Annotated in this window: 25 protein-coding genes and 1 other RNA gene; 20 read left to right on the top strand and 6 right to left on the bottom strand. The window is 69.9% G+C overall.

The features are described from left to right. The first annotated feature begins 38 nt into the window (after positions 1 to 38). Positions 39 to 2,204 (top strand): methylmalonyl-CoA mutase, encoded by a 2,166-nt coding sequence (gene scpA / locus AC0IWM_RS05145; RefSeq protein ID WP_471753365.1) that lies wholly within the window; start codon positions 39 to 41, stop codon positions 2,202 to 2,204. A 148-nt stretch (positions 2,205 to 2,352) separates the two neighbouring features. After that, on the top strand, positions 2,353 to 2,928 hold the full coding sequence (locus AC0IWM_RS05140; protein WP_471753364.1) for a YgjV family protein: 576 nt from the start codon (positions 2,353 to 2,355) through the stop codon (positions 2,926 to 2,928). A gap of 2 nt (positions 2,929 to 2,930) precedes the next feature. Here the strand turns inward: AC0IWM_RS05140 and AC0IWM_RS05135 are convergent, their stop codons facing one another. Beyond that, positions 2,931 to 4,466: a YifB family Mg chelatase-like AAA ATPase gene (locus AC0IWM_RS05135; protein ID WP_471753363.1), complete on the bottom strand. Its 1,536-nt coding sequence runs from the start codon at positions 4,464 to 4,466 to the stop codon at positions 2,931 to 2,933. A gap of 161 nt (positions 4,467 to 4,627) precedes the next feature. Here AC0IWM_RS05135 and AC0IWM_RS05130 point away from each other — a divergent pair, with 161 nt between their 5' ends. Then, entirely contained in the window at positions 4,628 to 4,891 is a 264-nt protein-coding gene (locus tag AC0IWM_RS05130) for a PepSY domain-containing protein (protein WP_471753362.1), read from the top strand. Between the two features lie 57 nt (positions 4,892 to 4,948). Here AC0IWM_RS05130 and AC0IWM_RS05125 read toward each other — a convergent pair whose 3' ends face one another. Next, a complete protein-coding gene (locus AC0IWM_RS05125; protein WP_471753361.1) occupies positions 4,949 to 5,422 on the bottom strand; it encodes a DUF5991 domain-containing protein in 474 nt (157 codons plus the stop codon). Between the two features lie 155 nt (positions 5,423 to 5,577). Between AC0IWM_RS05125 and ffs the strand changes: the two genes are divergently transcribed. From ffs to AC0IWM_RS05100, 5 genes are all read left to right on the top strand, one after another. Then, an RNA gene (gene ffs, locus AC0IWM_RS05120) (signal recognition particle sRNA small type) lies at positions 5,578 to 5,674 on the top strand. A 69-nt stretch (positions 5,675 to 5,743) separates the two neighbouring features. Beyond that, positions 5,744 to 7,621, top strand: coding sequence for a DNA polymerase III subunit gamma/tau (locus AC0IWM_RS05115; protein WP_471753360.1), 1,878 nt, complete (start codon positions 5,744 to 5,746; stop codon positions 7,619 to 7,621). Positions 7,622 to 7,687: 66 nt separating this feature from the next. After that, positions 7,688 to 8,008, top strand: a complete 321-nt coding sequence (locus AC0IWM_RS05110; protein WP_471753359.1) for a YbaB/EbfC family nucleoid-associated protein — start codon at positions 7,688 to 7,690, stop codon at positions 8,006 to 8,008. 113 nt (positions 8,009 to 8,121) lie between these two features. Continuing rightward, complete coding sequence (locus AC0IWM_RS05105) at positions 8,122 to 10,029, top strand: CHASE3 domain-containing protein (RefSeq protein WP_471753358.1); 1,908 nt, start codon at positions 8,122 to 8,124, stop codon at positions 10,027 to 10,029. Between the two features lie 139 nt (positions 10,030 to 10,168). Beyond that, positions 10,169 to 10,546 carry a hypothetical protein gene (locus AC0IWM_RS05100; RefSeq protein WP_471753357.1) on the top strand — a complete coding sequence of 126 codons (378 nt, stop codon included), beginning with the start codon at positions 10,169 to 10,171 and terminating at the stop codon, positions 10,544 to 10,546. A gap of 63 nt (positions 10,547 to 10,609) precedes the next feature. On the opposite strand, the gene AC0IWM_RS05095 is transcribed toward AC0IWM_RS05100, so the two are convergent. Further along, positions 10,610 to 12,226, bottom strand: coding sequence for a phosphoenolpyruvate carboxykinase (locus tag AC0IWM_RS05095; RefSeq protein WP_471753517.1), 1,617 nt, complete (start codon positions 12,224 to 12,226; stop codon positions 10,610 to 10,612). Between the two features lie 438 nt (positions 12,227 to 12,664). Between AC0IWM_RS05095 and recR the strand changes: the two genes are divergently transcribed. The 5 genes from recR to AC0IWM_RS05070 all read left to right on the top strand — a co-directional run bounded on the left by recR (position 12,665) and on the right by AC0IWM_RS05070 (position 17,087). Further along, the gene (recR, locus tag AC0IWM_RS05090; protein WP_056466620.1) at positions 12,665 to 13,270 is read left to right on the top strand and encodes a recombination mediator RecR; all 606 of its coding nucleotides are present in this window, start codon (positions 12,665 to 12,667) and stop codon (positions 13,268 to 13,270) included. A 108-nt stretch (positions 13,271 to 13,378) separates the two neighbouring features. Then, positions 13,379 to 13,894, top strand: a complete 516-nt coding sequence (locus AC0IWM_RS05085) for a peptide deformylase (RefSeq protein ID WP_056466617.1) — start codon at positions 13,379 to 13,381, stop codon at positions 13,892 to 13,894. Between the two features lie 24 nt (positions 13,895 to 13,918). Next, the gene (gene fmt / locus AC0IWM_RS05080) at positions 13,919 to 14,848 is read left to right on the top strand and encodes a methionyl-tRNA formyltransferase (protein ID WP_471753356.1); all 930 of its coding nucleotides are present in this window, start codon (positions 13,919 to 13,921) and stop codon (positions 14,846 to 14,848) included. Between the two features lie 19 nt (positions 14,849 to 14,867). Then, positions 14,868 to 15,638, top strand: coding sequence for a tRNA pseudouridine(38-40) synthase TruA (gene truA, locus AC0IWM_RS05075; protein ID WP_471753355.1), 771 nt, complete (start codon positions 14,868 to 14,870; stop codon positions 15,636 to 15,638). 90 nt (positions 15,639 to 15,728) lie between these two features. Further along, complete coding sequence (locus tag AC0IWM_RS05070) at positions 15,729 to 17,087, top strand: hypothetical protein (RefSeq protein ID WP_471753354.1); 1,359 nt, start codon at positions 15,729 to 15,731, stop codon at positions 17,085 to 17,087. A gap of 16 nt (positions 17,088 to 17,103) precedes the next feature. Here AC0IWM_RS05070 and dapE read toward each other — a convergent pair whose 3' ends face one another. Then, positions 17,104 to 18,279 carry a succinyl-diaminopimelate desuccinylase gene (gene dapE, locus AC0IWM_RS05065; RefSeq protein ID WP_471753353.1) on the bottom strand — a complete coding sequence of 392 codons (1,176 nt, stop codon included), beginning with the start codon at positions 18,277 to 18,279 and terminating at the stop codon, positions 17,104 to 17,106. 113 nt (positions 18,280 to 18,392) lie between these two features. Between dapE and AC0IWM_RS05060 the strand changes: the two genes are divergently transcribed. Continuing rightward, complete coding sequence (locus tag AC0IWM_RS05060; RefSeq protein WP_471753352.1) at positions 18,393 to 19,175, top strand: HesA/MoeB/ThiF family protein; 783 nt, start codon at positions 18,393 to 18,395, stop codon at positions 19,173 to 19,175. 27 nt (positions 19,176 to 19,202) lie between these two features. Here the strand turns inward: AC0IWM_RS05060 and AC0IWM_RS05055 are convergent, their stop codons facing one another. Continuing rightward, positions 19,203 to 21,050 (bottom strand): ABC transporter transmembrane domain-containing protein, encoded by a 1,848-nt coding sequence (locus AC0IWM_RS05055; protein ID WP_471753351.1) that lies wholly within the window; start codon positions 21,048 to 21,050, stop codon positions 19,203 to 19,205. A gap of 178 nt (positions 21,051 to 21,228) precedes the next feature. Here AC0IWM_RS05055 and rpmE point away from each other — a divergent pair, with 178 nt between their 5' ends. After that, positions 21,229 to 21,483, top strand: a complete 255-nt coding sequence (gene rpmE / locus AC0IWM_RS05050) for a 50S ribosomal protein L31 (protein ID WP_055948879.1) — start codon at positions 21,229 to 21,231, stop codon at positions 21,481 to 21,483. A 132-nt stretch (positions 21,484 to 21,615) separates the two neighbouring features. Here the strand turns inward: rpmE and rcdA are convergent, their stop codons facing one another. Then, a complete protein-coding gene (gene rcdA, locus AC0IWM_RS05045) occupies positions 21,616 to 22,146 on the bottom strand; it encodes a protease adaptor protein RcdA (protein ID WP_471753350.1) in 531 nt (176 codons plus the stop codon). A gap of 561 nt (positions 22,147 to 22,707) precedes the next feature. Between rcdA and rpmH the strand changes: the two genes are divergently transcribed. From rpmH to AC0IWM_RS05020, 5 genes are all read left to right on the top strand, one after another. Then, positions 22,708 to 22,842: a 50S ribosomal protein L34 gene (gene rpmH, locus AC0IWM_RS05040; RefSeq protein ID WP_055947927.1), complete on the top strand. Its 135-nt coding sequence runs from the start codon at positions 22,708 to 22,710 to the stop codon at positions 22,840 to 22,842. An 85-nt stretch (positions 22,843 to 22,927) separates the two neighbouring features. Further along, entirely contained in the window at positions 22,928 to 23,527 is a 600-nt protein-coding gene (gene rnpA / locus AC0IWM_RS05035) for a ribonuclease P protein component (RefSeq protein ID WP_471753349.1), read from the top strand. Further along, on the top strand, positions 23,520 to 25,373 hold the full coding sequence (gene yidC / locus AC0IWM_RS05030) for a membrane protein insertase YidC (RefSeq protein WP_471753348.1): 1,854 nt from the start codon (positions 23,520 to 23,522) through the stop codon (positions 25,371 to 25,373). Before rnpA ends, yidC begins: the two co-directional genes overlap by 8 nt. 140 nt (positions 25,374 to 25,513) lie before the next feature. Continuing rightward, the gene (yihA, locus tag AC0IWM_RS05025; RefSeq protein ID WP_471753347.1) at positions 25,514 to 26,164 is read left to right on the top strand and encodes a ribosome biogenesis GTP-binding protein YihA/YsxC; all 651 of its coding nucleotides are present in this window, start codon (positions 25,514 to 25,516) and stop codon (positions 26,162 to 26,164) included. After that, positions 26,161 to 26,535, top strand: coding sequence for a DUF423 domain-containing protein (locus AC0IWM_RS05020; protein ID WP_471753346.1), 375 nt, complete (start codon positions 26,161 to 26,163; stop codon positions 26,533 to 26,535). The genes yihA and AC0IWM_RS05020 overlap by 4 nt, the downstream gene beginning before the upstream one ends. The last annotated feature ends 322 nt before the right edge of the window (positions 26,536 to 26,857 follow it).

Raw genomic sequence — 26,857 nt, 5'->3', positions numbered from 1 at the left:
ATAATGCAGGCACGCTGCCGCCGCACGAGCCAGAGCCCATGACGTCTCGCATCCCCGACTTCGCGACCGTTCCCTACGCGGCCGATGCCGTTCCGGCCCCGGTGCCGCCGACGGGCGAGCCCTGGATGACGCCGGAAGGCATTCCGGTGAAGGGCGTCTACGGACCGGAGGACCGCGACGGCATCGAGTTCCTCGACACCTATCCGGGCGTGGCGCCCTACCTGCGCGGCCCCTACCCGACGATGTACGTGACCCAGCCCTGGACGATCCGGCAATATGCCGGCTTCTCAACGGCCGAGGATTCGAACGCGTTCTACCGGCGCAACCTCGCCGCCGGGCAGAAGGGCCTGTCGGTGGCCTTCGACCTCGCCACCCACCGCGGCTACGATTCCGACCACCCCCGCGTCTCGGGCGATGTCGGCATGGCAGGCGTCGCGATCGATTCGATCTACGACATGCGGACGCTGTTCTCGGGCATCCCGCTCGACGAGATGACCGTGTCGATGACGATGAACGGCGCGGTGCTGCCGATCCTCGCCCTCTACATCGTCGCGGCCGAGGAGCAGGGCGTGCCGCCGGAGAAGCTCGCCGGCACGATCCAGAACGACATCCTCAAGGAGTTCATGGTCCGCAACACCTACATCTACCCGCCTGCGGGCTCGATGCGGATCATCGGTGACATCTTCGCCTACACGTCGAAGAACATGCCGAAGTTCAATTCCATCTCGATCTCCGGCTACCACATGCAGGAGGCCGGGGCGACGAACGACCTCGAGCTCGCCTACACGCTCGCCGACGGGGTCGAGTACATCAAGGCGGGTCTCGCCGCCGGCCTGACCATCGACCAGTTCGCCCCGCGCCTGTCGTTCTTCTGGGCGATCTCGACGAACTTCTTCATGGAGATCGCCAAGATGCGGGCCGCGCGCCTGATCTGGGCCAAGCTCGTCAAGGAGTTCGAGCCGAAGAGCGACAAGTCGCTGCCGCTTCGCACCCACAGCCAGACCTCGGGCTGGTCGCTGACCGCGCAGGACGTGTTCAACAACGTCACCCGCACCTGCATCGAGGCGATGGCGGCCACCCAAGGGGGCACCCAGTCCCTCCACACCAACGCGCTGGACGAGGCCCTGGCCCTGCCCACCGACTTCTCGGCCCGCATCGCCCGCAACACCCAGCTCTTCCTGCAGCAGGAGAGCGGCACCACCCGCATCGTCGATCCGTGGGGCGGCTCCTACTACGTGGAGAAGCTGACGCAGGACATCGTCGCCCGCGCCTGGGAGCACCTGCGCGAGGTCGACGAGCTCGGGGGCATGGCCAAGGCCATCGAGGCCGGCATCCCGAAGCTGCGCATCGAAGAGGCGGCCGCCCGCGCCCAGGCGCGGATCGATTCCGGCCGCCAGACCATCGTGGGCGTCAACAAGTACAAGCCCGACGACGACCGCGCCATCGAACTGATGCGCGTCGACAACGGCAACGTCCGCACCCTGCAGATCGACAAGCTGAAGCGCCTGCGCGCCGAGCGCAACCAGTCCGACGTCGACGCCGCGCTGAGCGCGCTGACAGCCGCCGCGCAGGGCCAGGGCAACCTCCTCGAACTCGCCGTGAACGCGGCGCGGGCCAAGGCCACGGTGGGCGAGATCTCGGATGCCCTGGAGAAGGCCTGGGGCCGTCACCGGGCCGAGATCCGCTCGATCTCGGGCGTCTACAAGCGGGAGGTGGGTGGCATGTCGCCGGTGGTCGAGACCGTTCGCAAGCTCGTGGAGACTTTCGAGGAGAACGACGGGCGCCGCCCGCGCATCCTCGTCGCCAAGATGGGCCAGGACGGTCACGACCGCGGCCAGAAGGTCATCGCCTCCGCCTTCGCCGATCTCGGCTTCGACGTGGATATCGGGCCGCTCTTCGCGACCCCCGCCGAGGCCGCACGGCAGGCGGTGGAGAACGACGTCCACATCGTCGGCGTCTCATCGCTCGCCGCCGGCCACCTGACACTGGTGCCCGAGCTGAAGGCGGCGCTGACGGAGCAGGGCCGCGGCGACGTGATGATCGTCATCGGCGGCGTGATCCCGCCCGGCGACTACGACGCGCTCCATGCCGCCGGGGCCTCGGCGATCTTCCCGCCCGGCACCGTCATCGCGGAGGCCGCCGTGAAGCTGATCGAGGAGCTCAACGGCCGCCTCGGCTACGCGGCACGCCAGGCCGCGGAGTAAAGCCCTCCGGCGGGCAGCCCCGGCCGTCCGCCGTTGCACCCGGACGACAGGTCCGGCGCCTGGAAACGCGCGTTAACCAGCCGGTTACCATGACGACCTAGCGCCTGCGTCGAGTGCGGCGCGCGTCTGCGCCGACCGGGCGCGGACCATGATCGTCATCGAGTGGGCTCGGATCGGCTGGGCCGCGGCAAACCCTCATCTCGACCTCTTCGGAACCCTCGGCCTGCTCCTGGGCTTCGCCGCCGGAATCATGCCGAACCGGCGCGGAATGCTCCTGGCTTCGGCCGGTTGCACCACCGCCTTCGGCCTGCACTACCTGCATCTCGGCGCTCTCACCGGCACGGCGATGTGCGCCATCGCCCTGCTGCAGAACCTCGTCTCGGCACGGGCGATCGGGCCCGGGGGCCGCGCCGCCTGGGTGACCCCGCTCTTCGCCGCAACGACCCTGGTCGCGGCCGGGGTGACCCTCGCGACCTGGAGCGGGCGGCCCTCGGCCTGTGCCGGGCTCGGCGCCCTCCTGGCGACGGTCGCGCGACTGCAGGGCGATCCGCAGCACATGCGGCGGCTCTTCCTCGGCGCCAGCCTGTGCTGGGCCGTCCATAACGGCCTCGTCGGCTCGGTCTTCGGGCTCACCTGCGACCTGCTCACCCTCTCGGGTCTGATCCTCTCGCTGATCCGGCATCGGCGGCGGCACCCGGTCTCCCAGGCGCTTCCCGCCGCCTGAGGTCAGGCCGCGGCGGGCTGCTCCGCCCGTCCGCGATAGGACAGGGCCTCGGCCAGATGGATGCGGCGGACGCAGGCCTCGCCGTCGAGGTCGGCCAGGGTGCGGGCGACGCGCAGGGTCCGATGGAAGCCGCGCGCCGAGAGCCGCATGGTCTCCGCGGCCGAGCGGATCAGGGCGGCGCCCTCCGGGTCCGGCGCGGCCACCGCCTCGATCACCGGGGGTGGGCAGGTGGCGTTGGTGAACGAGCGCTCCGGATCGTAGGCGGCGTAGCGCGCGGTCTGCAGCGCGCGGGCGGCCGCGACGCGGGCCGCCGTCTCGGCCGACCCCTCCGGGGGCGGCGGCAGGATCAGGTCGGCGGCCGTCACCGCGCCGACCTCGATGCGCAGGTCGATGCGGTCGAGGAGCGGGCCGGAGATGCGCGCGCCGTACTGGGCGACGCAGCGCTCGTTCGGGCCTTTCCGGCAGGCGTAGCCCGGCTCCAGAGCCTGTCCGCAGCGGCACGGATTCATCGCCGCCACGAGCTGGAATCGGGCCGGATAGGTCACCCGATGGTTGGCCCGCGCGATCATGATCGTCCCGGTCTCCATCGGCTGGCGCAGCGAATCGAGCACCTGGGGCGTGAACTCCGGCAATTCGTCGAGGAACAGCACGCCGCCATGGGCCAGCGAGGCCTCCCCCGGGCGGGCGTTGATGCCGCCGCCGACCAGGGCCGCCATGGAGGCGGAATGGTGCGGCTGCCGGAAGGGGCGCCGGTTCGAGAGCGCGCCGCCCTTCAGCTCGCCCGCCACCGACTGGATCATCGAGACTTCGAGGAGTTCGCGCGGGGCCAGCGGCGGCAGGATCGAGGGCAGGCGCGCGGCGAGCATCGACTTGCCCGCCCCGGGCGGTCCGTTCATCAAGAGGTTGTGACCGCCGGCCGCGGCGATCTCCAGGGCGCGCTTGGCCCCCTCCTGGCCCTTGATGTCGCGCAGGTCCGGCAGGGCGGCGCCCGGCCCGGCCACCGCCGGCTCCGGCCGGGCCATGACCTGCGTGCCCTTGAAGTGGTTGGCGAGCTGGATCAGCGAACGCGGCGCCAGCACGTCGAGGTCGCCGCCGGCCCAGGCGGCCTCCGGCCCGGTGGCGGCCGGACAGATCAGGCCGAGGCCGCGTTCGTTGGCGGCCATGGCGGCGGGCAGGACGCCGGAGACGGCCGTGATCGTCCCGTCGAGGGCGAGCTCACCGAGCACGCAGTAGCCCGCGAGCGCATCGGCCGGCAGGGCGCCGATCGCCCCCATCACCGCCAGGGCGATGGGCAGGTCGTAATGCGACCCCTCCTTCGGCAGGTCGGCCGGGGCGAGGTTCACGGTGATCCGCTTGGCCGGCAGGGCGAGGCCGGAAGCGATCAGCGCCGAGCGCACCCGCTCGCGGGATTCCGCCACAGCCTTGTCGGCGAGGCCCACCACCGTGAAGGCGACGATGCCGGGCGCGATCTGGACCTGGACGTCGACGGCCCGCGCTTCGATGCCCTCGAAGGCCACGGTGGCGACGCGAGTGACCATTCTGGACCGCTCCTGGAGCGCGAAGACCCTGCGACCCTAGGCGGCACCGCGCGGCCGCACAACCGAAAGGCGCAGACATCCCGGGATTTCGGCAGGAACCTCACCTTCGCTGAGTGGTTCGGGAGAGGTCAGAAACAATCCTCGGACACCAGGGAGACACCATGTCGCTCAAGATCACCGGCCTCGCCACCCTCGCTCTCGGCCTCGCCTTCACCGGCTCGGCCTTCGCCGACCGGAAGCCGACCCCGGAGGAGCAGACCAAGATCGAGGCCGTGCTGAAGCAGGAAGGCTTCACCAAGTGGAAGAAGATCGAGGTCGAGGACGACGAGATCGAGGTCGATGACGCCATCGACGCCAGCGGCAAGCAGTTCGACCTGGAACTCGACCCCAAGACCTTCGCCATCGTGAAGCGCAAGGCCGAGTAGTCTTCAAAGCGGAGCCGTCTCGCGGCTCTCCGGCGCGGCGGGCGCCGCGCCGGAATCTCAGCCCTTCCGGGTGAAGTAGGTGCCGGCCGGCGCGGCCGAGCCGGCACCGCTCGGATTGAGCGCCCGCCATTGTGTCAGGACGGCATCGCCGCCCCGGCGCATCTCGAACAGATCCGTCCCGACCTCGTAGAGACGCGTGCCGTAGGCGTTCACGGTGCGGCCGTCACCGAAGGTGTGGAAGGCGACGGCGACGCTCTCGGCCGTGCCGCTCGCCTTGCAGACGATGGTCTCGTCGGTCTGGAAGCCCTCGATCCGCAACAGGCAGTCCCGGTTGCCCCGCCCCGGGGCGATGTCGAGCTGGTAGGTGACGACGATCGGCGATCCGCCGACGGTGCGGCCCCCATCGTGCTCGTAGAGGTAGCGGCCCGCCCAGGCCCTCGGAGCTTCGGGCGCCGCGGCGGCGGTTGCCGCCGTGAGAGCCGCCATCAGACAGACCGGGGCCATCAGCCCTTCGCTAAACCGCCGCGTCATCGGCGCCTCCCTCTTCGTCGATACAGACAGACCGCCGAGGCTGGCGCAGGGATCGGGCGATTTGCGGGCACGCCGAAGCCGGCCCTGCGGCAAGCCCGCTCCTTCGTGCCTCGAGTCCGCTTGCATCCGCCGCGCGCGGCGGCCATATAGCGCTCGGGAGGTTGGCGAGGGACGTTTCACTCGCCAACCGGGTCAGGTCCGGAAGGAAGCAGCCCTAACGAGACCGAGCGGGTCTTCGTCCAGCCTCCCACCTCGATCGATGCCTCGGGCTCGCGTGGCGGCACCCTCCGACCGGAGCCGCACCAACCGAGCCAAGGCGGCATGGACGCGACCTCCGGTCTACCGAGCGATGCCGGGTTCCTGCCCGGCCTTCCCGAGCCCGCGCCGGCCGCGACGCCCTACCGGGTGCTCGCCCGCAAGTACCGGCCCCAGAACTTCGACGACCTGATCGGCCAGGGCGCCATGGTGCGTACCCTCGCCAACGCCTTCGCGGCCAACCGCATTCCGCAGGCCTGGATGCTCACCGGGGTGCGCGGCGTCGGCAAGACCACCACCGCCCGCATCCTCGCCCGCGGCCTGAACTACCTCCGCGACGGGCACCCCGACACGGGGCCCACCATCGCGATGCCGGAGCTCGGCCGGCACTGCCAGGCCATCATGGAATCCCGGCACATGGACGTGCTGGAGATGGATGCCGCCTCGCATACCGGCATCGACGACGTCCGCGGCATCATCGACGGCATCCGCTATTCGCCGGTCTCGGCCCGCTACAAGGTCTACATCGTCGACGAGGTCCACATGCTCTCCGAGAAGGCGTTCAACGCCTTCCTGAAGACACTGGAGGAGCCGCCGCCGCACGCCAAGTTCGTCTTCGCCACCACCGAGATCCGCAAGGTGCCGGTGACAATCCTGTCCCGGTGCCAGCGGTTCGACCTGCGCCGCGTCGAGGCCGAGACCCTGGTCGGGCACCTCGGCCGCATCTGCGCCGCCGAGGGCGTCGAGGCCGATGCGGAGGCGCTGGCGGCCATAACCCGGGCGGCCGAGGGCTCCGTGCGCGACGCGCTCTCGCTCCTCGACCAGGCGATCGCCCACGGGGCCGGCCTCGTCAGCGCCCAGAGCGTGCGCGACATGCTGGGCCTGGCCGATCGCGGCCGCATCGTCGACCTGTTCGAGGCGGTGATGCGCGGCGACATCCCGGCATCCTTCGCCGAGGTGCGCGGACAGTACGAGGCCGGCGCCGACCCCGCCGTGATCCTCTCCGACCTCGCGAGCTTCACGCACCTCGTCACCCGCCTGAAGCTGGTACCGGACGAGGCCGCCGCCGACCCGACCCTAAGCGAGGCGGAGCGGTCGCGCGGTGGCGATTTCGCGGGGAAACTCTCCGTCCGGGTGCTGTCGCGGGCCTGGCAGATACTCCTGAAGGCGATCCCCGAGGTGCAGACGGCCACCCGCCCCCTGGCGGCGGCCGAGATGGCGCTGGTGCGCCTCGCCTACGCGGCCGATCTTCCGACGCCGGACGAGGCCCTGCGCCAGATGAAGGCGCAGGCGCTGGCCGCCCCGGGCGCGGCGACGTCCGGCGGCGCGCCCGCGGCCCCGTCGCCCGGCCCGGTGGTGGCCGAGGGCCGCCCGGCCCTGCCACCGATCCCGACCTTCTCCGCCGAGGCGCCTCCGCCGCGCCCCGCCCTCGCGATGGCGGTCCAGGGCGGCGGCTCCCGGCCCGCCCTGGCGAGCGTGAGCCCGGCCCCGGCCCCCCAACCCGAGGGGCCGCGCCTCACCCGCTTCACCGACGTGGTCGCCCTGGCGGATGCCAAGCGCGACATCGGCCTGAAGATGGCCCTCGAGCGCGAGGTCCACCTCGTGCGCTTCGAGGAGGGCCGCATCGAGTTCCGTCTCGCCGAGGGCGGGCGCCAGAGCATCGCCAACGACCTCGCCCGTGCCCTCGACGCCTGGACCGGGCGGCGCTGGATCGTCGCCCTCTCCAAGGAGGACGGTGAGCCGACCCTCGACGCCACCGCACGCGCCGCCACCGAGACCCGACACCAGAACGCCGCCGCCCATCCCCTCGTCCGCGAGGTCCTGGCCCGGTTCCCGGGCGCACAGATCGTCGACGTGCGCGACAAGGCGCCCGAGGCGTCGCCCGCCATCGAGGCCGCGCCCACCGGCGAGGCCGAGACCGACGAGCCCGACGACGAGGCATAGTCCCCGGGGCTCGCCGCCCCAGATGTGAATCCACCCGGTTCCGGAACGACAGAGAGGGCAGACCCGATGCGCGACCTCATGGGCATCATGAAGCAGGCCCAGGCCATGCAGGAGAAGATGGCTTCCCTGCAGGACGAGCTCGACACCGTCGAAGTGTCCGGCGCCTCCGGCGGCGGCGCCGTGCGGGTGACGATGACGGCCAAGGGCCTGGTGAAAGGCGTTCAGCTCGATCCGGCCCTGCTCGTGGCCGACGAGCGCGAGATCCTCGAAGATCTCATCGTGGCGGCCGTCAACGACGCCCGCGGCAAGGCCGAACAGGTTGCGGCCGAGCGGATGGCCGAACTCACCAAGGGTCTGCCGATTCCGCCGGGCATGAAACTGTTCTGAACGCGTCAACCCGGCAATTCGGCAACATCGATCACAATTAGGTCGTCGAAGCGTTGCCATAACCCGGGCGGAGTGGAACGTTGGGTCTCCGACGTCCTCCCTCCGGCCGGATCATGAATTTTGATTCGCACTATCCTCAGGTCACAGGTGCGCAGCCGCTGGCTCTACCGGGACGCCTGAGGGACATCGCGCCCCTGATGGTGGGATTCCTGCTGCTGATCGCCATGGTCGCGGCGACCGCCAGCCTCGTGGCGACGCAGGATGCGAACCGCGCCGAGTTGCGCCGCAGCGTCCGCATCCGCGACGCGATCTTTACCCTGTATTCCGGCATCCAGGATGCGGAGACCGGACAACGCGGCTACCTCCTCTCGGGCGACGAGGCCTACCTCAAGCTCTACGAGGACGCGGTCGCGAGCACGCCCGGCCGCCTGTCCACCATCGCGGAGGCAGTGGCGCAAAACCCCGGGATGGCGGCGATCATCGCCCGCCTCAGCCGGGCCGCCGAGGCCAAGCTCGCCGAATTGCGGGAGACCGTCGCCCTGCGACGCGCCGGACAGGCCGAGGCCGCCCTGGCCCGGATGCGCTCCGGAGAGGGCAAGCACCTGATGGACGAGGTCCGCGCGCTCTTCGGAGAAGCGCAGGCGGACAATTACAGCCGCCTGATCAGCCGTCAGGAACAGGCTGGCGAGTCGGCGCGGCAGGTCCAGTTCGCCGTCGCGGGGGCCGTCGTCCTGGTGGTCGTCCTCGGCGGCTACGTGGTGAGCGACGCGAGCCGGCGTCACCAGCGCACCCTTCGCGCCCATGCGGCCCTGCAGGAGGCGAACACCTCACTGATCGAGGCCGCCGCCACGCGCGACATGCTCGAGGAGCGCCTGCGGCAATCCCAGAAGATGGAGGCCCTCGGCCAGCTCACCGGCGGCCTCGCGCACGACTTCAACAACATGCTGGCGATCATCATCGGCAATCTCAGCCTCCTCAAGCGCCGGCTGGAGCGGGGTGAGCGCGCGGTGGAGCGCTACGCGGACCAGGCGCTCAAGGGGGCGGACCGGGCCGCGACCCTGACGCACCGGCTGCTGGCCTTCGCCCGCAAGCAGCCGCTGGCGCCGGAGGCCATCGCGTGCAACCGGCTCATCGGCGCGATGTCGGACCTGCTGCGCCGCAGCCTCGGCGAAACCATCCGCATCGAGACCGTGACGACCCCCGACCTCTGGACCACGAAGGCCGACGCCAACCAGCTCGAGAACGCGATCCTCAACCTCGCGGTCAATGCCCGCGACGCGATGCCGAAGGGCGGCCGGCTCATCATCGAGACCGACAACGTTCACCTCGACGAGGCCTATGCGGCCCGGAATCCGGGCGTCCCGGCCGGCCAGTACGTCCTCGTGGCGTTGACCGACGGCGGCAGCGGCATGGCGCCCGACGTCGCCGCCAAGGCGTTCGACCCGTTCTTCACGACGAAGCCCGCGGGCCAGGGCACGGGGCTCGGGCTCAGTCAGGTCTACGGCTTCGTCCGCCAGTCCGGCGGGCACGTGGCGATCTATTCCGAACCCGGCCGCGGCACGACGGTGCGGCTCTACCTGCCGCGCCATCTCGGCGATGCCGCCGAGACGGCGCACGCCACGCCGACGATGCTCCCGGAGGGCTCGCCCCGCGAGGTGATCCTGGTGGTCGAGGACGAGGACGGCGTGCGCCACCTCGCCGTCGAGGCGCTGCGCGACCTGCGCTACACCGTGATCCACGCGGAAGGCGCCAAGGACGCCCTGCAGATGCTCGACACGCATCCCGAGATCGCGCTGCTCTTCACCGATGTGGTCATGCCGGAGGTCAATGGCCGCGAACTCGCCGAGGCTGTCCACGAGCGTCGGCCCGACCTGCCGGTGCTCTTCACGACCGGCTATACCCGCAACGCCATCGTGCATAACGGACTCGTCGATGCCGACGTGCAGTTGCTGGCCAAGCCCTACACCCTGGAGGAGCTGGCTCTCAAGGTGCGCCAGGCGATGGTGCACGAAGCGGCCTGAGGACGCCCGCACGGCCCGTCCCAGCCCTTCGGACGACCGAACCCATGGGCGGAGAACCGATCTGCCCTGTCTTCAACCGGTCTGCAGCCGATAGCCCCGCATTTCACGGATCGGAGTCTCTGTGTCTTAACGGATGCGCATGCCTTCTGAATGCATGGATGAGCATCGCAACGCCGTTCGAGCCCTGACGTATCTCTCCGGTCGTGTTGCCCTGGACGCGGCATCGGCCGAGACGACGCCCTGCCTCGTGCGCAACCTGTCGCCCATCGGGGCCCGCGTCGCCTTCTGCACGACGGTCGAGGTTCCGGACAGCTTCGACCTCTTCATCGATCCGGGCGACAATGCCTACCGGGCGCACCGGATCTGGTCCAAGGGGAACGAAGTCGGCGTCCTCTTCCGCGAAGCGCGGGCGAACGCCCCGGAAGTCCTGTGCGACGATGCCCTCGGCGACGATGGCCTCGACGACGATCGTCTGCACGACGCAGATCCTGCGGGCGGCGCGATCCGGAAACCGTAGCGCCCGCATCGCGTCTTGTGCCGGGACGCGGACGCCCTGCGCCGCGCCCCGGACGGCCGGCGGTCAGGCGGCCGCGGAGAGCACCGGCTCGGCGGCGCGGACATCCGCGTCGACATGGTCGGCGAAGCGCTTGAAGTTCTCCTGGAACATGGTGACGAGGCGCGTCGCGGTCTCGTGGAAGGCCGCCTTGTTGGTCCAGGTCTCGATCGGCGACAGCACCTCGGTCTCGACCCCCGGCACCGCGACGGGCACCTGGAAGCCGAAATAGGGGTCGCGGCGGAACTCGACATTCGCGAGCGAACCGTCGAGGGCGGCCGTGAGCAGACGGCGGGTGACCCGGATCGGCATGCGGCGCCCGGTGCCGACGCCGCCACCGGTCCAGCCGGTGTTGACGAGCCAGCAATCGACCTCGTGATGGGCGATCAGGTCACGCAGCAGGTTGCCGTAGATGCTGGGGTGGCGCGGCATGAACGGCGCACCGAAGCAGGTGGAGAACGTCGCCTCCGGTGCGGTCAGCCCGCGCTCCGTGCCGGCGACCTTCGCGGTGTAGCCGGAGAGGAAGTGGTACATCGCCTCGGCGCCGGTCAGCTTCGCGATCGGCGGCATGACCCCGAAGGCGTCGCAAGTCAGCATCACGATGTTCTTGGGATGGGCCGCCCGACCCGTGGCGCTCGCATTGGCGATGAAGTCGAGCGGGTAGGCGCAGCGGGTGTTCTCGGTGAGCGAGGCGTCGTCGAAATCCGGGACCCGGGTCTCGGGGTCGATCACCACGTTCTCCATCACCGTGCCGAAGCGCTCGGTGGTGGCGTAGATCTCAGGCTCGGCGTTGCGCGAGAGGCGGATGGTCTTGGCGTAGCAGCCGCCCTCGAAGTTGAAGATGCCGTCCTGGCTCCAGCCGTGCTCGTCATCGCCCAGAAGCTGGCGCGAGGAATCGTTGGAGAGCGTGGTCTTGCCGGTGCCGGACAGGCCGAAGAACAGGGCCGATTCACCGGCCTCGTCGAGGGCCGCGTTCGCCGAACAGTGCATCGGCATCACGCCGGCCTTCGGCAGGATGTAGTTGAGGTAGGTGAAGACCGACTTCTTCATCTCGCCGGCATAGGCCGAGCCGCCGATCAGGACGAGCTTGCGCGCGAAGTCGATGGCGATGACGGTCTTCGAGCGGCAGCCGTGCCGGTGCGGCTCGGCCTGGAAGCTCGGCAGGTCGATGATCGTCAGCTCGGGCACGTAGCTCGCGAGCGTGGCGCGGTCCGGCCGGATCAGCAGGTTGCGGATGAACAGCGAGTGCCAGGCGTATTCGGTGAAGACGCGGGCATTGACGCCATGGGTCGGATCGGCGCCGCCGCGCAGGTCCTGGGCGAAGAGCTCGCGCCCCTCGGCATGCGCGAGGAAGTCGGCATACAGGGTCTCGAACTGCTCGGGCGTGATCGCACCGTTGTTGTCCCACCAGATCTCGTTCTCGGTGGCGGCGTCGCGCACCACGAACTTGTCCTTGGGCGAGCGGCCGGTATGGGAGCCGGTGGTCGCCACGAAGGCGCCGCCGCGGGCCAGCTGGCCCTCGCCGCGGGCCAGGGCCTCCTCGTAGAGACGGGGAACGTCGAGGTTCCAGTGAACCGCCTTCAGGTTGCGCAGCCCGATCGCCTCGGAACCGTGCGCTGCGTTGAACTCGCCGATATTGGTCACGCTCATCTCTCCTCGGGCCCCTGATCGCGTCGCCGTCCCATGACAGGGAGCCGTATCGGCTCTCCAGATCGGTTCGCCTCCGGAGCGTCCGCGCGGTTGGTCAGGTCCACCGCGCGCAGGTTCACCGCTCCGGAACTGCGCCTCTCCTGCATAGAGCCGGATGATTTGCCGTCAATCCGCCTGTTGGCCGACAAAAAAACTTACATGAGCAGGATTACGGGCGAAGATGCATTTGAGGCGCTTCGGCACGGGAGCCTTTTTGGTGCGATTCGCCGCCGGAGGGGGCGAAAACGCGATGCGAAAACCCTATTTCAGGGACGTTCCGACGGGCCGGGCGCGATCGAACGCACCGGACCCGTGCCGCCGCACCACGTCATCCGCCCGCCTCCTACGCATTGTGCCGTGTGGGCACCTCAACCGTCACGAGAACTGTCGTCCATGGCACAAGCCGTCGCCGGTCCCGAGATCGAGCGCCTGATCCAGCTCCTGGCCCGCATGCCGGGCCTGGGCCCCCGTTCGGCCCGCCGGGCCGCCCTGCAGCTCATCAAGAAGCGCGAGGCGCTGCTGGCGCCGCTCGCCGACGCGATGCGGGTGGCCTCCGAGCGGATCGTGGTCTGCCACGCCTGCGGAAACGTCGACACCCGCGACCCCTGCACCATCTGCTGCGACGAGAGCCGCGACCCGGCCACCCTGGTGGTGGTGGAGGATGTCTCCGACCTCTGGGCCCTGGAGCGCTCCGGCGCCGTGACGGCGCGCTACCACGTCCTCGGCGGCGTGCTCTCCGCCCTCGACGGCGTGCGGCCCGAGCACCTCAACCTCGACAGTCTCGTGGCCCGTGCCGCCGACCCGGCGATGCGCGAGATCATCCTGGCGCTGAATGCGACCGTCGATGGCCAGACCACGGCCCACTACGTCACCGAATCCCTGAAGGCGCACGGCCTCAAGGTGACGCGCCTCGCCCACGGCGTCCCGGTCGGCGGTGAGCTCGACTACCTCGACGAGGGGACCCTCACCGCGGCGATCCGCAGCCGCACGCCGTTCTGAGCCCGGGGGGCACGGGTCCCGGGTATTTGACCCACTCCCGGCGCACCCGTATCTGCGGGGGCTCAGGCCGCCGCCCGCCCCGCATCCCGTTTCGAACCCGATCGCCCCATGACCATCCGCCCCCTCGTGATCCTGCCCGACGCGCGCCTGCGCCTTGCCTCCGAGCCGGTCGGTCCCGTGACCGACGAGATCCGCACGCTCGCCGCCGACATGCTGGAGACGATGTACGACGCCCCCGGCGTCGGCCTCGCGGCGATCCAGATCGGCGTGCCCAGGCGCGTCGTCACGATCGACACCTCGAAGGACGAGAACGACCGCCATCCGCAGGTCTTCCTCAACCCCGAGATCGTCTGGGCCTCGGAGGAGAAGCGGATCTACGACGAGGGCTGCCTGTCGATCCCGGAATTCTACGGCGAGGTCGAGCGGCCCGACCGGGTGCGCGTGCGGTTCCGCGACCTCCAGGGCGAGGAGCGGGAGATCGAGGCGGACGGCCTGCTCGCGACCTGCATCCAGCACGAGATCGACCATCTCGACGGCGTGCTGTTCATCGATCACCTGTCGAAGCTGAAGCGCGACCGGGTGGTGAAGAAGTTCGCCAAGGCGGCCAAGCGCGGCGACGTCTGAGGCCGGCCTCGGGGACCAAGAGCCATGCGCGTCGTCTTCATGGGCACGCCGGATTTCGCCGTGCCGACCCTGGCGCGCCTCGCCGCCGACGGCCACGCGATCGCCGCCGTCTACACCCGCGCGCCGGCCAAGGCCGGACGCGGCATGGCGCTCAAGCCCTCGCCCGTACAGGTCCTGGCCGAGAGCCTCGGCGCGCCCGTGCTCACGCCCGCCAGCCTGAAGGGACCGGAGGCCGCCGAGACCTTCGCCGGTCACGGGGCCGACGTCGGCGTCGTGGTGGCCTACGGCCTGCTCCTGCCGCAGGCGATCCTCGACCTGCCGCGCCACGGCTGCCTCAACCTGCACGGCTCGCTGCTGCCCCGCTGGCGCGGCGCCGCGCCCATCCAGCGCGCGGTGATGGCGGGGGACGCGGAGAGCGGTGTCGGCATCATGCGGATGGAGGCCGGCCTCGACACCGGTCCCGTGGCACTGGAAGAGCGCCTTCCGATCACGGACGGCATGACCGCGGGCCAGCTCCACGACGCGCTGATGCCGCTGGGCGCCGACCTGATGGCGCGCGCGCTCCGGGGGCTCGAGCGGGGCGGCCTGGCCTTCGCGCGCCAGGCCCAGGACGGCGTCGTCTACGCCCACAAGATCACCAACGAAGAGGCGCGCATCAACTGGACCCGGCCGGCCCGCGAGGTCGCCGACCACATCAACGGGCTGTCGCCCTTCCCCGGCGCCTTCTTCGAGGCGGATTTCGGCAAGGGACCGGAACGCGTGAAGGTCCTCTCGGCCGCGGCGGCTCCGGGCTCCGGAGTCCCCGCCACGCTCCTAGACACCGAGGGCACGATCGCCTGCGGCGACGGCGCCGTGCGCCTGGGTGCCCTGCGCCGCGCCGGCAAGGGCGGCGTCAGCAACGGCGCCGAGTTCGTGCGCGGCACCCACCGCGTGCCGGGCTCGCGGCTGGCATGACCGCTCCGGGCCGCGCCTGATGCCGCGCTACAAGCTCGTCATCGAGTACGACGGCAGCCCGTTCTGCGGCTGGCAGCGGCAGACCGCGCAGCCCTCCGTCCAGGCTGCGATCGAATCGGCGGTCAAGCGCTTCTCCGGTGAGATCGCGGGCCTCACCTGCGCCGGCCGCACCGATACCGGCGTCCATGCCACGCATCAGGTGGCGCATCTCGACCTCGCGCGGGCGTGGCGCACCGACGTGGTGCGCGACGCGCTCAACGCGCACCTTCGCCCGAACCCGGTGGCGATCCTCAGCGCGGAGATCGTCGGCGCCGACTTCAACGCCCGCCATTCCGCCACCCGCCGGCACTACCGCTACCGCATCCTCAACCGGCGCAGCCCGCCGGTGCTCAACCGCGCCCATGTCTGGCAGGTGCCCTGGCCCCTCGACGTCGCGCTGATGCGGGCCGCGGCCGCGCGCCTCCTCGGCCTGCACGACTTCACCGCCTTCCGGGCCGCCGAGTGCCAGGCGAAGAGCCCGCTCCGAACCCTCGATCAGCTCGACGTCGCCGCCATGCCGATGGCCCTGCACGACGAGATCGTGGTGGCGACCTCGGCCCGCGCCTTCCTGCACCATCAGGTCCGCTCGATGGTCGGCACCCTGATGCTCGCCGGCAGCGGCCGGCTCAGCGCCGACGACGTCGGTGACATCCTGGCCAGTCGGGACCGCAGTCGCTGCGGGCCGCTGGCGCCGGCCTGCGGGTTGACGCTGGTGGGCGTGGATTACGGCGATCACGCAACTTTGAGTTAATATTTTTTAACTTGGAGTTGATGAATTGTCGGGAAGTGGGATCATCCATCGTGTCCGGCGCGATCCGCGTCGGAAGCGATGGAAATTCTCGTGACGACGCTTCCCATTCATCTGTTCATCCTCGGTGCAACCGTCTTCGCGGCCTTGTCACCGATTCTCTTCATTGCGATCCGCGAAGCAGTGAAGCGCCAGAGACAGGAGGTCGTCCGAGACCTCGCGGCCGTCTTCGACATCGCAGGACCCTCGAGCCAACGACTGATCCCCTCGTTCGAATTCGTGAAGTACAAGTACTTCGTCGGCCGGCCGAAGGTTCTCGGAAAGAGCGGATCGATCGATGGGTCCGACGCATCTCTGGATGTCTTCGATCAGTCGCGGCACCGCGAGGATTTCACCACGATCGACTGGATCCTCGGCAGCGTCGCCTTCGGCCTGCTCGCGGGGGTGGCCGTGTTCCACAGCCTCTCGCTCCTCGTGACGCTGCTGTGCGCGAACTCGTCGAGCCTCATCGGTCTGGATGGCGGCATCTGTCCCAAGATCCAGGACAGGACCACGGTCTGGCTGTTCGGTGCCTGTGCCGCCTTCGCCGGCAGCTACCTCACGGCATTGCGGAACCTGTATCGGGCGATCAAGAACTTCGACCTCAGCCCGGCGACGATCGTCGGCGAGACGATCAAGATCGTGATCGGCATCGTCCTCGCGCCGATCCTGGTGATCGGCCTGCTGCGGGTCGCGGCAAGCGCGGCGGAGGGCCTTGCCAGGATCGATGAGCCGATGAGCTCGCCGCTGCTGCTGGCCCTGGCGGTCACCGGATGCTTCGTTGCCGGCATCATGCCCGATGTCGTGCTGCGCAACATCCTGCAGCGCGACAAGCTGAAGAACTTCAAGCGGGAGGAGTACGACGTCTACCGCGCCTTCAAGATCACCCCGGTGGAGATCATCGACGGGATCGACAGCGAGATCCGGGTCCGCCTCGACGACCACCATATTCATTCGACCCAGAACCTGGCGACCGCCAACCCGCTGATGCTGTTCGTGGAAACGCCCTACGGAGTCTACCAGATCATGGACTGGGTGGCGCAGGCGCAGCTCTGCTGCTCGGTCGGACGCGAGAAGGTGATCCGGCTCTGGCCCCTCGGCGTACGGACCCTGTTCGACCTCGAACGGCTCGCGGCCCCGAGCGCGGTGCGCAACGAGGCCCTGCTTCTCGAGGTCGGCCGCATCATCCTGGGTGGGAACCTGATCGACGGGGCACCGGACCGTCAGGCGGCGGTCGATCTCGTGGTCGCCAGCATCGAGCTGCGGCTCGACGACCCGCATGTCCAGCGCCTGCGCCAGATCTTCATCGCAGTGGGTGATCGCCTCGGGCCGGACTCCCGGCGCTTCCGGAACCAGGCGGCGGGCGCCACGGCGAGCGCCCCCGGGGCGACGACCGCCGCGAACGGCCCGTGAGGGCGAAGCGGCCCTATCAGGCGGCGAAGTACGCCGCCAGGACCCGCGTGTAGATCGCCGTCAGGCGGTTCAGGTCCGCCACCGGCACGCACTCGTCGGTCCGGTGCATGGTCTGGCCGACGAGGCCGAACTCGATGACCGGGCAGGCATCCTTGATGAAGCGCGCGTCCGAGGTGCCGCCCGTGGTCGAGAGCACCGGGCGGCGGCCGGTCTCGGTGGCGATGGCGCCGGCGACGAGTTCGGTGAAGGCGTCGGGCTCCGTGAGGAAGGCCGGCGAGTTGGAGGGCAGCAGGTCGAGTCTGTAGCGCACGCTGCGCCCGGCCGCCGCGTCGAGGCGGGCCCGGATCTCCCCCCCCAGGGTCTCGGCGGTCCAGCGGTCGTTGAAGCGGATGTTGAAGGTGCCGTGCGCCTCGGCCGGGATGACGTTGGTGGCCGTGTTGCCGACGTCGAGGGTGGTGAATTCGAGGTTCGAGGCGCCGAAATGCCGGGTGCCGGCATCGAGCGGCGCGGCGAGAAGCGCCGAGGCGAGGCGCAGCAGGCCGGGAATCGGGTTCTCGGCCAAATCCGGATAGGCGACATGGCCCTGGCGGCCGTGCACGGTGAGCCGTCCCGTGAGCGAGCCGCGCCGGCCGATCTTGATCATGTCGCCGAGGGAATCCGGGTTGGTCGGCTCGCCGAGGAGGCAATGGTCGAAGCGCTCGCCGCGGGCACGCGCCCATTCGAGGAGCTTGACCGTGCCGTTGATCGCCGGCCCCTCCTCGTCACCGGTGATGAGGAAGCCGATCGAGCCCGGAAAGTCCGGACCGGCCACATCCAGGTAATCGAGGGCGGCAGCGAGCATGCAGGCGATTCCGCCCTTCATGTCGACGGCCCCGCGCCCGTACAGCACCCCGTCCTCCACGGTTCCGGCGAAGGGGCCGTGGCGCCAGCGGGCGACGTCGCCGGGGGGCACCACGTCGGTGTGGCCGGCGAACAGCAGGTAGGGCGCGCCCGTGCCGATGCGGGCGTAGAGGTTGTCGATGTCGGGCGTGCCGGGCTCCGAGAAGCGTGGGCGCTCCACGGTGAATCCGGCCCCTTCGAGGATGCCGGCGAGCCAGGCGAGCGCGCCTCCCTCCTCCGGGGTCACCGAGGGACAGCGGATCAGGCTCTTGGCGAGAGCGAGGGGGGAGCGGTCGCGGGGCACGTTCGGCATGGGCGGGACTCTTCGCGGGGTGTCCGGGTGCGAACGGCCATAAGCGCCGTCGCGCGGGGGTGCAATTCGCGGCCGGGCTTTCGCCGCACGCCGGCGGGGCTTATCTGCGGGGCATGGCCTTCTCCCCCGACGAAGTCGAACGCTATGCCCGCCACCTCGTCCTGCCGGAGGTCGGCGGCCCGGGCCAGGCCCGCCTGAAGGCCGCCCGGGTCCTCGTCATCGGCGCCGGCGGCCTCGGCGCGCCGCTGATCCAGTACCTCGCGGCCGCCGGGATCGGGACGATCGGCCTCGTCGACGACGACACCGTCTCCCTGTCGAACCTGCAGCGGCAGGTGATCCACGCGACCTCCGACATCGGCCGCCTGAAGGTCGAGAGCGCAGCGGAGACGGTGGCGCGCCTCAACCCGCACGTGGCCGTGGAGACGCACGCGACGCGCCTGACCCCGGAGAATGCGCAGGCGCTCATCGGCGCCTACGACGTGGTCGCGGACGGGTCCGACAACTTCGCCACGCGCTACGCAATCTCGGACGCCTGCTTCCACGCCCGGCGCCCGCTGGTGACGGCGGCGCTCGGGCGCTTCGACGGCTCGCTCACCACCCTGCGGCCCTACGAGACCGATGCGGGCGGTCGCCCGCACCCGACCTATCGCTGCCTGTTCCCCAACCCGCCGCCGCCCGGCAGCGTCGCGCCCTGCGCCGAGGCCGGCGTGCTGGGCGCGCTCGCCGGCATCATGGGCTCGCTGATGGCCCTGGAGGTGATCCGCACGGTGACGGAGTTCGGCGAGCCCCTCGTCGGGCGCCTCCTCATGGTCGACACCCGCGCGATGCGCTTCGAGACCCTGGGCTACGCCTGGGACGAGGCCAATCCCCTGAACGGGACCGGCGCGGCGGGCTGACCCCGCGGCCGGCCACGCCCTGGCGCCCTACTCCGCGGGCAGGGCGTCGAGCAGCGGCCGCGGCTCGCGGGCGCGCATGCCGTCGTCGTGGGCGTCGGTGAACTGCAGCGCCGCCAGTTGCGCGTAGAGGGCGCCCTGCGCGAGCAGGCTCTCGTGGGTCCCGCTCTCGACGATCCGGCCGCCGTCGAGGACGAGGATGCGGTCGGCCTTGCGGATCGTGGCGAGGCGGTGCGCGATGACCAGAGTGGTCCGGCCGCGCATCAGCGTGTCGAGGGCGGTCTGCACGGCGCGCTCGCTCTCGGCGTCGAGGGCCGAGGTCGCCTCGTCGAGGAGCAGGATCGGCGCATCCTTGAGGATGGCCCGGGCGATCGCCACCCGCTGGCGCTGGCCACCGGAGAGGGTGACGCCGCGCTCGCCCACCGTGGTGTCGTAGCCCTGCGGCAGGGCCCGGATGAAGCCGTCGGCATGGGCGAGTTCGGCCGCGCGCTGGACCTGGGCCTCCGTCGCCTCCGGCCGCCCGTAGCGGATGTTCTCGAGCACCGAGCCGGAGAACACCGTCGGGTCCTGCGGCACGAGGGCGAGGCGCTCGCGCAGGCTGTCCGGGTCCACCCGGGCGATCTCGACGCCGTCGATCCGGATGAGGCCGGATTGCGGATCGTAGAAGCGCAGCAGCAATTGCAGCACCGTGGTCTTGCCGGCGCCCGACGGCCCGACGAGGGCCACCCGCTCGCCGGGCGCAATGGCGAAGCTGATGCCGTCGAGGGACGGATGGTCCGGCCGGGTCGGGTAGTGGAAGCGCACGGTCTCGAAGGCCACGGCGCCCCTGGCGGGCACCGGCAGGGCCAGCGGATCGGCGGGGGAGCGGATCGTCGATTCGGCGGCCAGGATCTCGCCGAGACGCTCGGCCGCGCCGGCCGCCTGGGCCAGCTCGCCGTAGACCTCCGAGAGCTGTCCGAGGGCGCTCGCCCCGAACACCGCGTAGAGCACGAATTGCGAGAGCTGGCCCGCCGTCATGGTGCCGGCCAGGACCCCTTGCGCGCCGTACCACATCACCCCGACGACGCTGGCCGAGATGAGGAAGATCGCGACGCCGGTGAGGAGCGCCCGTGCCTGGATCGAGTCGCGGGCGGCCCCGTAGGCGTTCTCGGCGGCGGCGGCGAAGCGGGCCGCCGTGGTCCGGCCCATGCCGAAGGCCTGCATGGTGCGGATCGCGTTCACCGCCTCGGCGGCATAGGCCGAGGCGTCGGCGAGGCGGTCCTGGGCTGCGCGGGAGCGCCGCCGCACGCCGCGGCCGGAGAGAATCAGCGGAAAGACGATGAGCGGAATGGCCGCCAGGACGAGCACGGACAGCTTCGGGCTCGTGATGACCATCATCACCACGGCGCCGGTGAACAGGAAGGCGTTGCGCAGGAGGATCGAGATCGAGACGCCGAAGACGGCCTTCACCTGCGTGGCATCCGCGGTGAGGCGCGAGATGATCTCGCCCGAGAGCGAGCGGTCGAAGAAGGCGGGGTCGAGCTGGGTCAGGCGCCGGAACACGGCGGTGCGCAGATCCGCCACCACGCGCTCGCCGAGCGTCGCGACCGTGTAGTAGCGCGCGCCGCTCGACAGGGCGAGGACCGCCACCACGCCGATCAGGGCGGCGAAGTAGGTGTCGATCACGCTCTGACCCTCGGGCGAGAAGCCATGGTCGATGACCCGACGCAGGGCGATCGGGACCACGAGGGTCGCGCCCGAAGCGGCCAGGAGCGCCAGGAACGCCGCCAGCATCCGGCCGCGATAGACCATCGCGAACGGAATCAGCGGGCGCAGCGAACCGAGCGGTGCCTTCGGCCGGGCCTCCCCGGGGATTTTCTTGTCACGGCCGCGAGCCATGGTGCCTCGTCATCATTGGTCTTCCAGGAAAAGCGACCGGCCGGCGGTCTCTTCGATCGGCGCACGCTTGTCGGGCGAGGGTGCGTGAGGTATAGGCGCGCCTTCATCCGATTGCGCGTGATCTATGGCCGCGGGCCGCCAGACGGGCCGGTCGGCTTGGCTATTCAAGGATTTCGTCATGGCAAAGAGCGCGGCCGACAAGGCCAAGGGTACCGAGCATCCCGACTACCACTTCATCAAGGTCGTGATGACCGACGGGTCCGAGTACATGACCCGGTCGACCTACGGCAAGGAGGGCGACACCCTCAACCTCGACATCGATCCGAACACCCACCCGGCCTGGACCGGCGGCGAGCAGAAGATGCTCGATCGCGGTGGCCGCGTGTCGCGCTTCAACTCGCGCTTCGGCGCCCTCTCCTTCGGCAAGAAGTAAGCGCGCCTCGGGTCTCCGCCGCGACGACGCGGCGGTGCCCTCGGAACGACGCAGAACGGGCGGCACCCTCGGTGCCGCCCGTTCTGCGTTCAGGAGCCCTTCGCTCGGTTCGAAACCGGGCGCGCGGCCGTGTCAGGCGGAAGCCGCACCGAAGGCGGAGCGGAGGAGGCTCAACTGGGCGACGACGGGGCTCTCCTGGGGCTGAGGGGTCGGGCGCTCGTCGGCGATCAGGCCGTCGAGGTGCAGGATCCGGCTGTGGAGCCGGCGCGAGCGCACGATGAGATCCTGAAGGGTCGGGGGCAGGACGCCGAACACGTCGCCGCGGAAGGTCTCGGGCGTGGTCAGCCGCACCCGGGTCTTCTCCTGCATCGCCTCAGCCGGCGTCAGCTCGCCCTCGGAGACGGCCCGCTGAACGAGGAGCCAGGAGGCGATCTGCATCAGACGCGTGGTGAGGCGCATGCTCTCGCCGGCATAGCTCAGCGTGCCGTCGCGGGACATCAGGCGGGATTCCTCGCGACCCGTGCCGTCGAGGTAGGCCGCCGCCTCCTCCACCAGGGTCATGCCCTCGCGGAAGAGGACCTTGAAGGCCTCCGAGGCGACGTAGGTGTCACCGAAATTCACCCAGTCGCGCTCGTCCCGGAACATGACGTCGAACCCGCTCATGGTGCCTCCTGTGCCGCGACCGAACCGATTGCGTTCCGAAATGGGACGAAGGCGGCGCGTTTGCACCTGTCTGCGCAACTCTAGCGCCGAACGCCCCGGTCCGCGGCATTTACCGGTCGTTAACGTTAACCCGGCCGGTCGGTGCCATCGGTCCGGCGTGCGACCACAGCCCTCGGCAATTGCGCAGGACCGGAGACGAAAAAAGGCCGCCCGTTGCGGGGCGGCCTGACAGGCGAGTTTCGGGAGCAGTCCAAGCGAGCGAACGGGAAAGTCCGCGCGCTGTCCGGGAGCACCGAACAGGATCACAGGATGGCGCGGATCGGTTAACGAATGGTTGATGCCGTCGCGGCCCGCGCGCCTCGTTCGGGGTCAGGGATCATGCCGTTTCGGCACGCTCCGGAATTGACTCGGGCGGGACCTTGCCCCATAAGCCGCGCCATCGCGACGCGGCGCCCTCGAGGGGCGCTGTTCGCGCTTGCAGACACATTTCAGGGCGAGTGAATATCCGGCGCGGCCTTCGGTGCGGCCCGGATCGATCCTCGGCCATTCGGAGATCGCGCCATGAAGAGAACTTACCAGCCCAGCAAGCTCGTGCGTAAGCGCCGTCACGGCTTCCGTGCTCGCATGGCCACGGCCGGCGGCCGCAAGGTCATCGCGGCCCGTCGCGCCCACGGCCGCAAGAAGCTCTCGGCCTAAGAGACCGGTGGCGCCGTCACGGACGGCGCGCCACATCATGAGTCTGGCCAAGGGCCACAGGACCCGCTGCGAGATCGGATCGGCCATGTCATCGGCCACGTCGGCGATCGGGCGGCTGACGCGGCGCTCAGAGTTCCTGGCTGCGGCCGGCGGGCGCCGCTTCCACAACGAACGCCTGTCGGCGCAGGGCCTCGTCCGCGCCGCGGAGCCGTCCCTCGACGGCGCCTCCGGCGAGCCGTCCGGCGACGGGCTGCGCATCGGCTTCACCATCACCAAGCGGGTCGGGCACGCCACGGAGCGCAATCGCATCCGGCGGCGCCTGCGCGCCGCCGTGGCGCGGGCCGCCGGCGACCTGCCGGTGCGCCCGGCCGACGTGGTGCTGGTGGCGCGGCGCCCTGCCCTGCACGCGCCCTTCGAGACCCTCGTCGACGACCTGCGCCGTGCCGTCGCCGTGGTGACGAAGCCGCAGGGACCGAAATCCGAATCGTCTCCTCCGCGTCCCGCCCGGCGCGGACGCGGCAAAGGTGCGCCCGCGCCCGACGATTCGAAGTCTGGCGCATCGCCGACGGCTCCGGTATTGGCCTCGGGCGCGACGGCCTCCGCCGCGGCGTCCGGTCAGGTGCCGGCCCGCGCGAACGCGCCCTCCCCTTCTCCCAACGCATGCGACGGACCGACCGATGGGTAATGACAAGACGAACATGATCGTCGCGATCGCCTTGTCGCTGGCGGTCTTGCTCGGCTGGAACTACTTCGTCGCCGCCCCGCGCGTGGAGCAGCAGCGTCAGGCCGCCCTCCAGAACAAGGCGGCCACGCAGCCGGCCGGTCCTGACGGCGTACCGAGCGCCAGCCCGAAGGAGGGCGGCCCGGCCAATCCCGTTCCCGGAACCTTGCCGGGCGCCTCCGGCGCCGGCGGCGGCGTTGTGCCCCGCGAGACGGCGATCGCGCGCTCCCCGCGCGTCGCCATCGACACGCCGGCGCTCGCCGGCTCGATCGCCCTGAAGGGCGGCCGCATCGACGACGTCTCGCTGAAGAACTACCACGAGACGGTCGACGACAAGAGCCCGCGCATCGTCCTGCTCTCGCCGACCGGCACCGAGAACCCATACTATGCGGAATTCGGCTGGGTCGGCCAGAATGCCGGCCCGCTGCCCAACGGCGACACCGTCTGGACGGCCGATGCCGAGACCCTGGCGCCGGGCAAGCCCGTTACGCTGAGCTACGACAACGGCGCCGGCCTCGTGTTCAAGCGCATCGTCGCGGTGGACGACAAGTTCCTGTTCACGGTCCGGGACGAGGTCGAGAACAAGGGCGCCAACGCGGTCAGCCTCTATCCCTACAGCCTCGTCTCGCGCTGGGGTAAGCCGCACACCCAGGGCTACTACGTGCTGCACGAGGGTCTGATCGGCGTCCTCGGCGCCGACGGCCTGCAGGAATACACCTACGATCACCTCGCCAAGGAGCCGGCGCTGGGCAATGCCAGCACCAAGGGCAAGACCTGGGCCGGCGTGACCGGCGGCTTCGTCGGCATCACCGACAAGTACTGGGCCGCCGCCGCGATCCCGGACCAGTCGACCCCCTATACCGGCAGCTTCACCGAGCGGACCGACGGCGCCACCAAGGTCTACCAGGCCAACGTGCTCGGCAACGTGCAGGTGGTGCAGCCCGGCGCCTCGGCCGCCGCGACGCAGCAGCTCTTCGCCGGCGCCAAGGAGGTCAACACCGTCAATGCCTACCAGGCGAACCAGAACATCAAGCAGTTCGACCTGCTGATCGACTGGGGCTGGTTCCACTTCATCACCAAGCCGATGTTCCGGGCGTTGGATTTCTTCTTCCACCTGTTCGGCAATTTCGGCGTGTCGATCCTGGTGGTGACCTTCTGCCTGAAGCTGCTGTTCCTGCCCATCGCCAACAAGTCCTACCAGTCCATGGCCAAGATGAAGGCCGTGCAGCCGGAGATGGCGTCGATCCGCGAGCGCTATGCGGACGACAAGATGAAGCAGCAACAGGCGATGATGGAGCTGTACAAGAAGGAGAAGATCAATCCGGTCGCCGGCTGCTGGCCGGTGCTGATCCAGATCCCGGTCTTCTTCGCGCTGTACAAGGTCCTGTTCATCACCATCGAAATGCGGCACGCGCCGTTCTTCGGCTGGATCCAGGATCTGGCGGCGCCCGATCCGACGAGCTTCCTCAACCTGTTCGGCCTGCTTCCCTACGCGGCCCCGGACTTCGTGCACCTCGGCATCTGGCCCATCATCATGGGCATCACGATGTTCATCCAGATGAAGATGAACCCCGCGCCGCCGGACCCGGTCCAGGCGCAGATCTTCACCTTCATGCCGATCGTGTTCACCTTCATGCTCGGCTCGTTCCCGGCCGGCCTGGTGATCTACTGGGCCTGGAACAACACCCTGTCGGTGATCCAGCAATACGTCATCATGCGCCGCAACGGCGTGAAGGTGGAATTGTGGGACAACCTGCGGGGGATATTCCGGGGCAAGGCCGCCGACAAGAACGCCGTCGCCAAGAACTGAGGCGCGCCGAGCTCCGAGGCTTCGGCCACGGCACGACAGTCCAACCGGTCCTCTCCGTCTCGCGACGGGGAGGACTTCCTGTTTCCGGCGTGTCGGCTCGCGAGGGCGGCGGATGCGCCTCTTCCGTCCGGAGCCGCCCGATGTCCAAAGCCGAAGACGATGCCGCCCTTCTGGAGGCGGGACGCCTGCTGTTCGCAGGGGCGGCCGACTTCATCGCCTCGGCGCCGAACGTCCCCGCCCTGCCGCCGATGAAGGGCGTCGAGATCGCCTTCGCGGGCCGCTCGAACGTCGGAAAGTCGAGCCTGGTCAACGCGCTCACCGGACGCAACACCCTGGCGCGGACCTCGCACACGCCGGGTCGCACCCAGCAGCTCAACTTCTTCGATATCGGCGGCCGCCTGACCCTGGTCGACATGCCGGGCTACGGCTACGCGGCGGTGGAGAAGACCAAGGTCGAGGCCTGGACCGACCTGATCCACGACTACCTGAAGGGCCGCTCGAACCTCGCCCGGGTGTTCATGCTGATCGACTCGCGCCACGGCCTGAAGAGCATCGACACGGACGTCCTCGACGGACTCGACAAGGCCGCCGTCAGCTACCAGATCGTGCTGACCAAGGGCGACGCCCTCAAGAAGTCCGAGATGGATGCCCGCATCGCCGGGGTTCAGGCCGCCATCGCCCGGCGCCCGGCGGCCTTTCCGGAGATCCTGCTCACCTCGAGCCGCGACGACCGGGGCGTGCCCGAGCTGCGGGCCAGCGTCGCCCGGCTGTTGCAGGAGCGCGGCGCGTGAGCGGCCTCGATCGCGTCCTCCTGGCCCTGGGTGCCCTCGCGGGGCTCCTCGGCGTGGCCGCGAGTGCGGCGGCCGCCCATGTCAGCGGAGCCGACAGCCTGAAGACCGCCGCGCAGTTCCTGCTCTTCCACGCTCCCGCGATCCTCGCGCTTGTGGCGCTGGCTGCCACGGGCACGACGCACCGGCCGATGACCCGCCTCGCGGCGGGTGCTCTCGTGGTCGGCCTCGCGCTGTTCTCGGGCGACCTCGCGCTCCGGGCGCTCCACGGCACGCCGCTGTTCCCCACGGCGGCACCGACCGGCGGTTTCGCCCTGATGGCCGGCTGGCTGCTCGCCGCGCTGTCGGCCGTCATACCGGTCCGTCGCGCCTAAGGGCCGGCGCCGCCACGGCGGTGGGAGCGATGCGGGTGTGTCCATGGCACGCTCGGACGGATCGCGGCGATCAGGCCGGCCCGCCTTCCCGATGGGTCATAGGCCGGAGGCTCGACCCGAGAAGTCTTCTCCGGCCTATGACCCACCATGTTTAGACATGAACTAAACTGCGAAACTCAAACACATTATCAACGATTTTTCTGATAAAGGATACAAGAGCACCGAACTCTATTTCGTATGGTCAAAGTCGAGCAATGTCCATCAAGTCGCGACTGTTCGCAATCATTTCCGTCCTGAGCCTCTTCGCCTTCTACGAAGCCGC

Source organism: Methylobacterium sp. AC433 (assembly GCF_979253015.1).
This window is presented reverse-complemented; position numbering and strand designations above follow the sequence as displayed.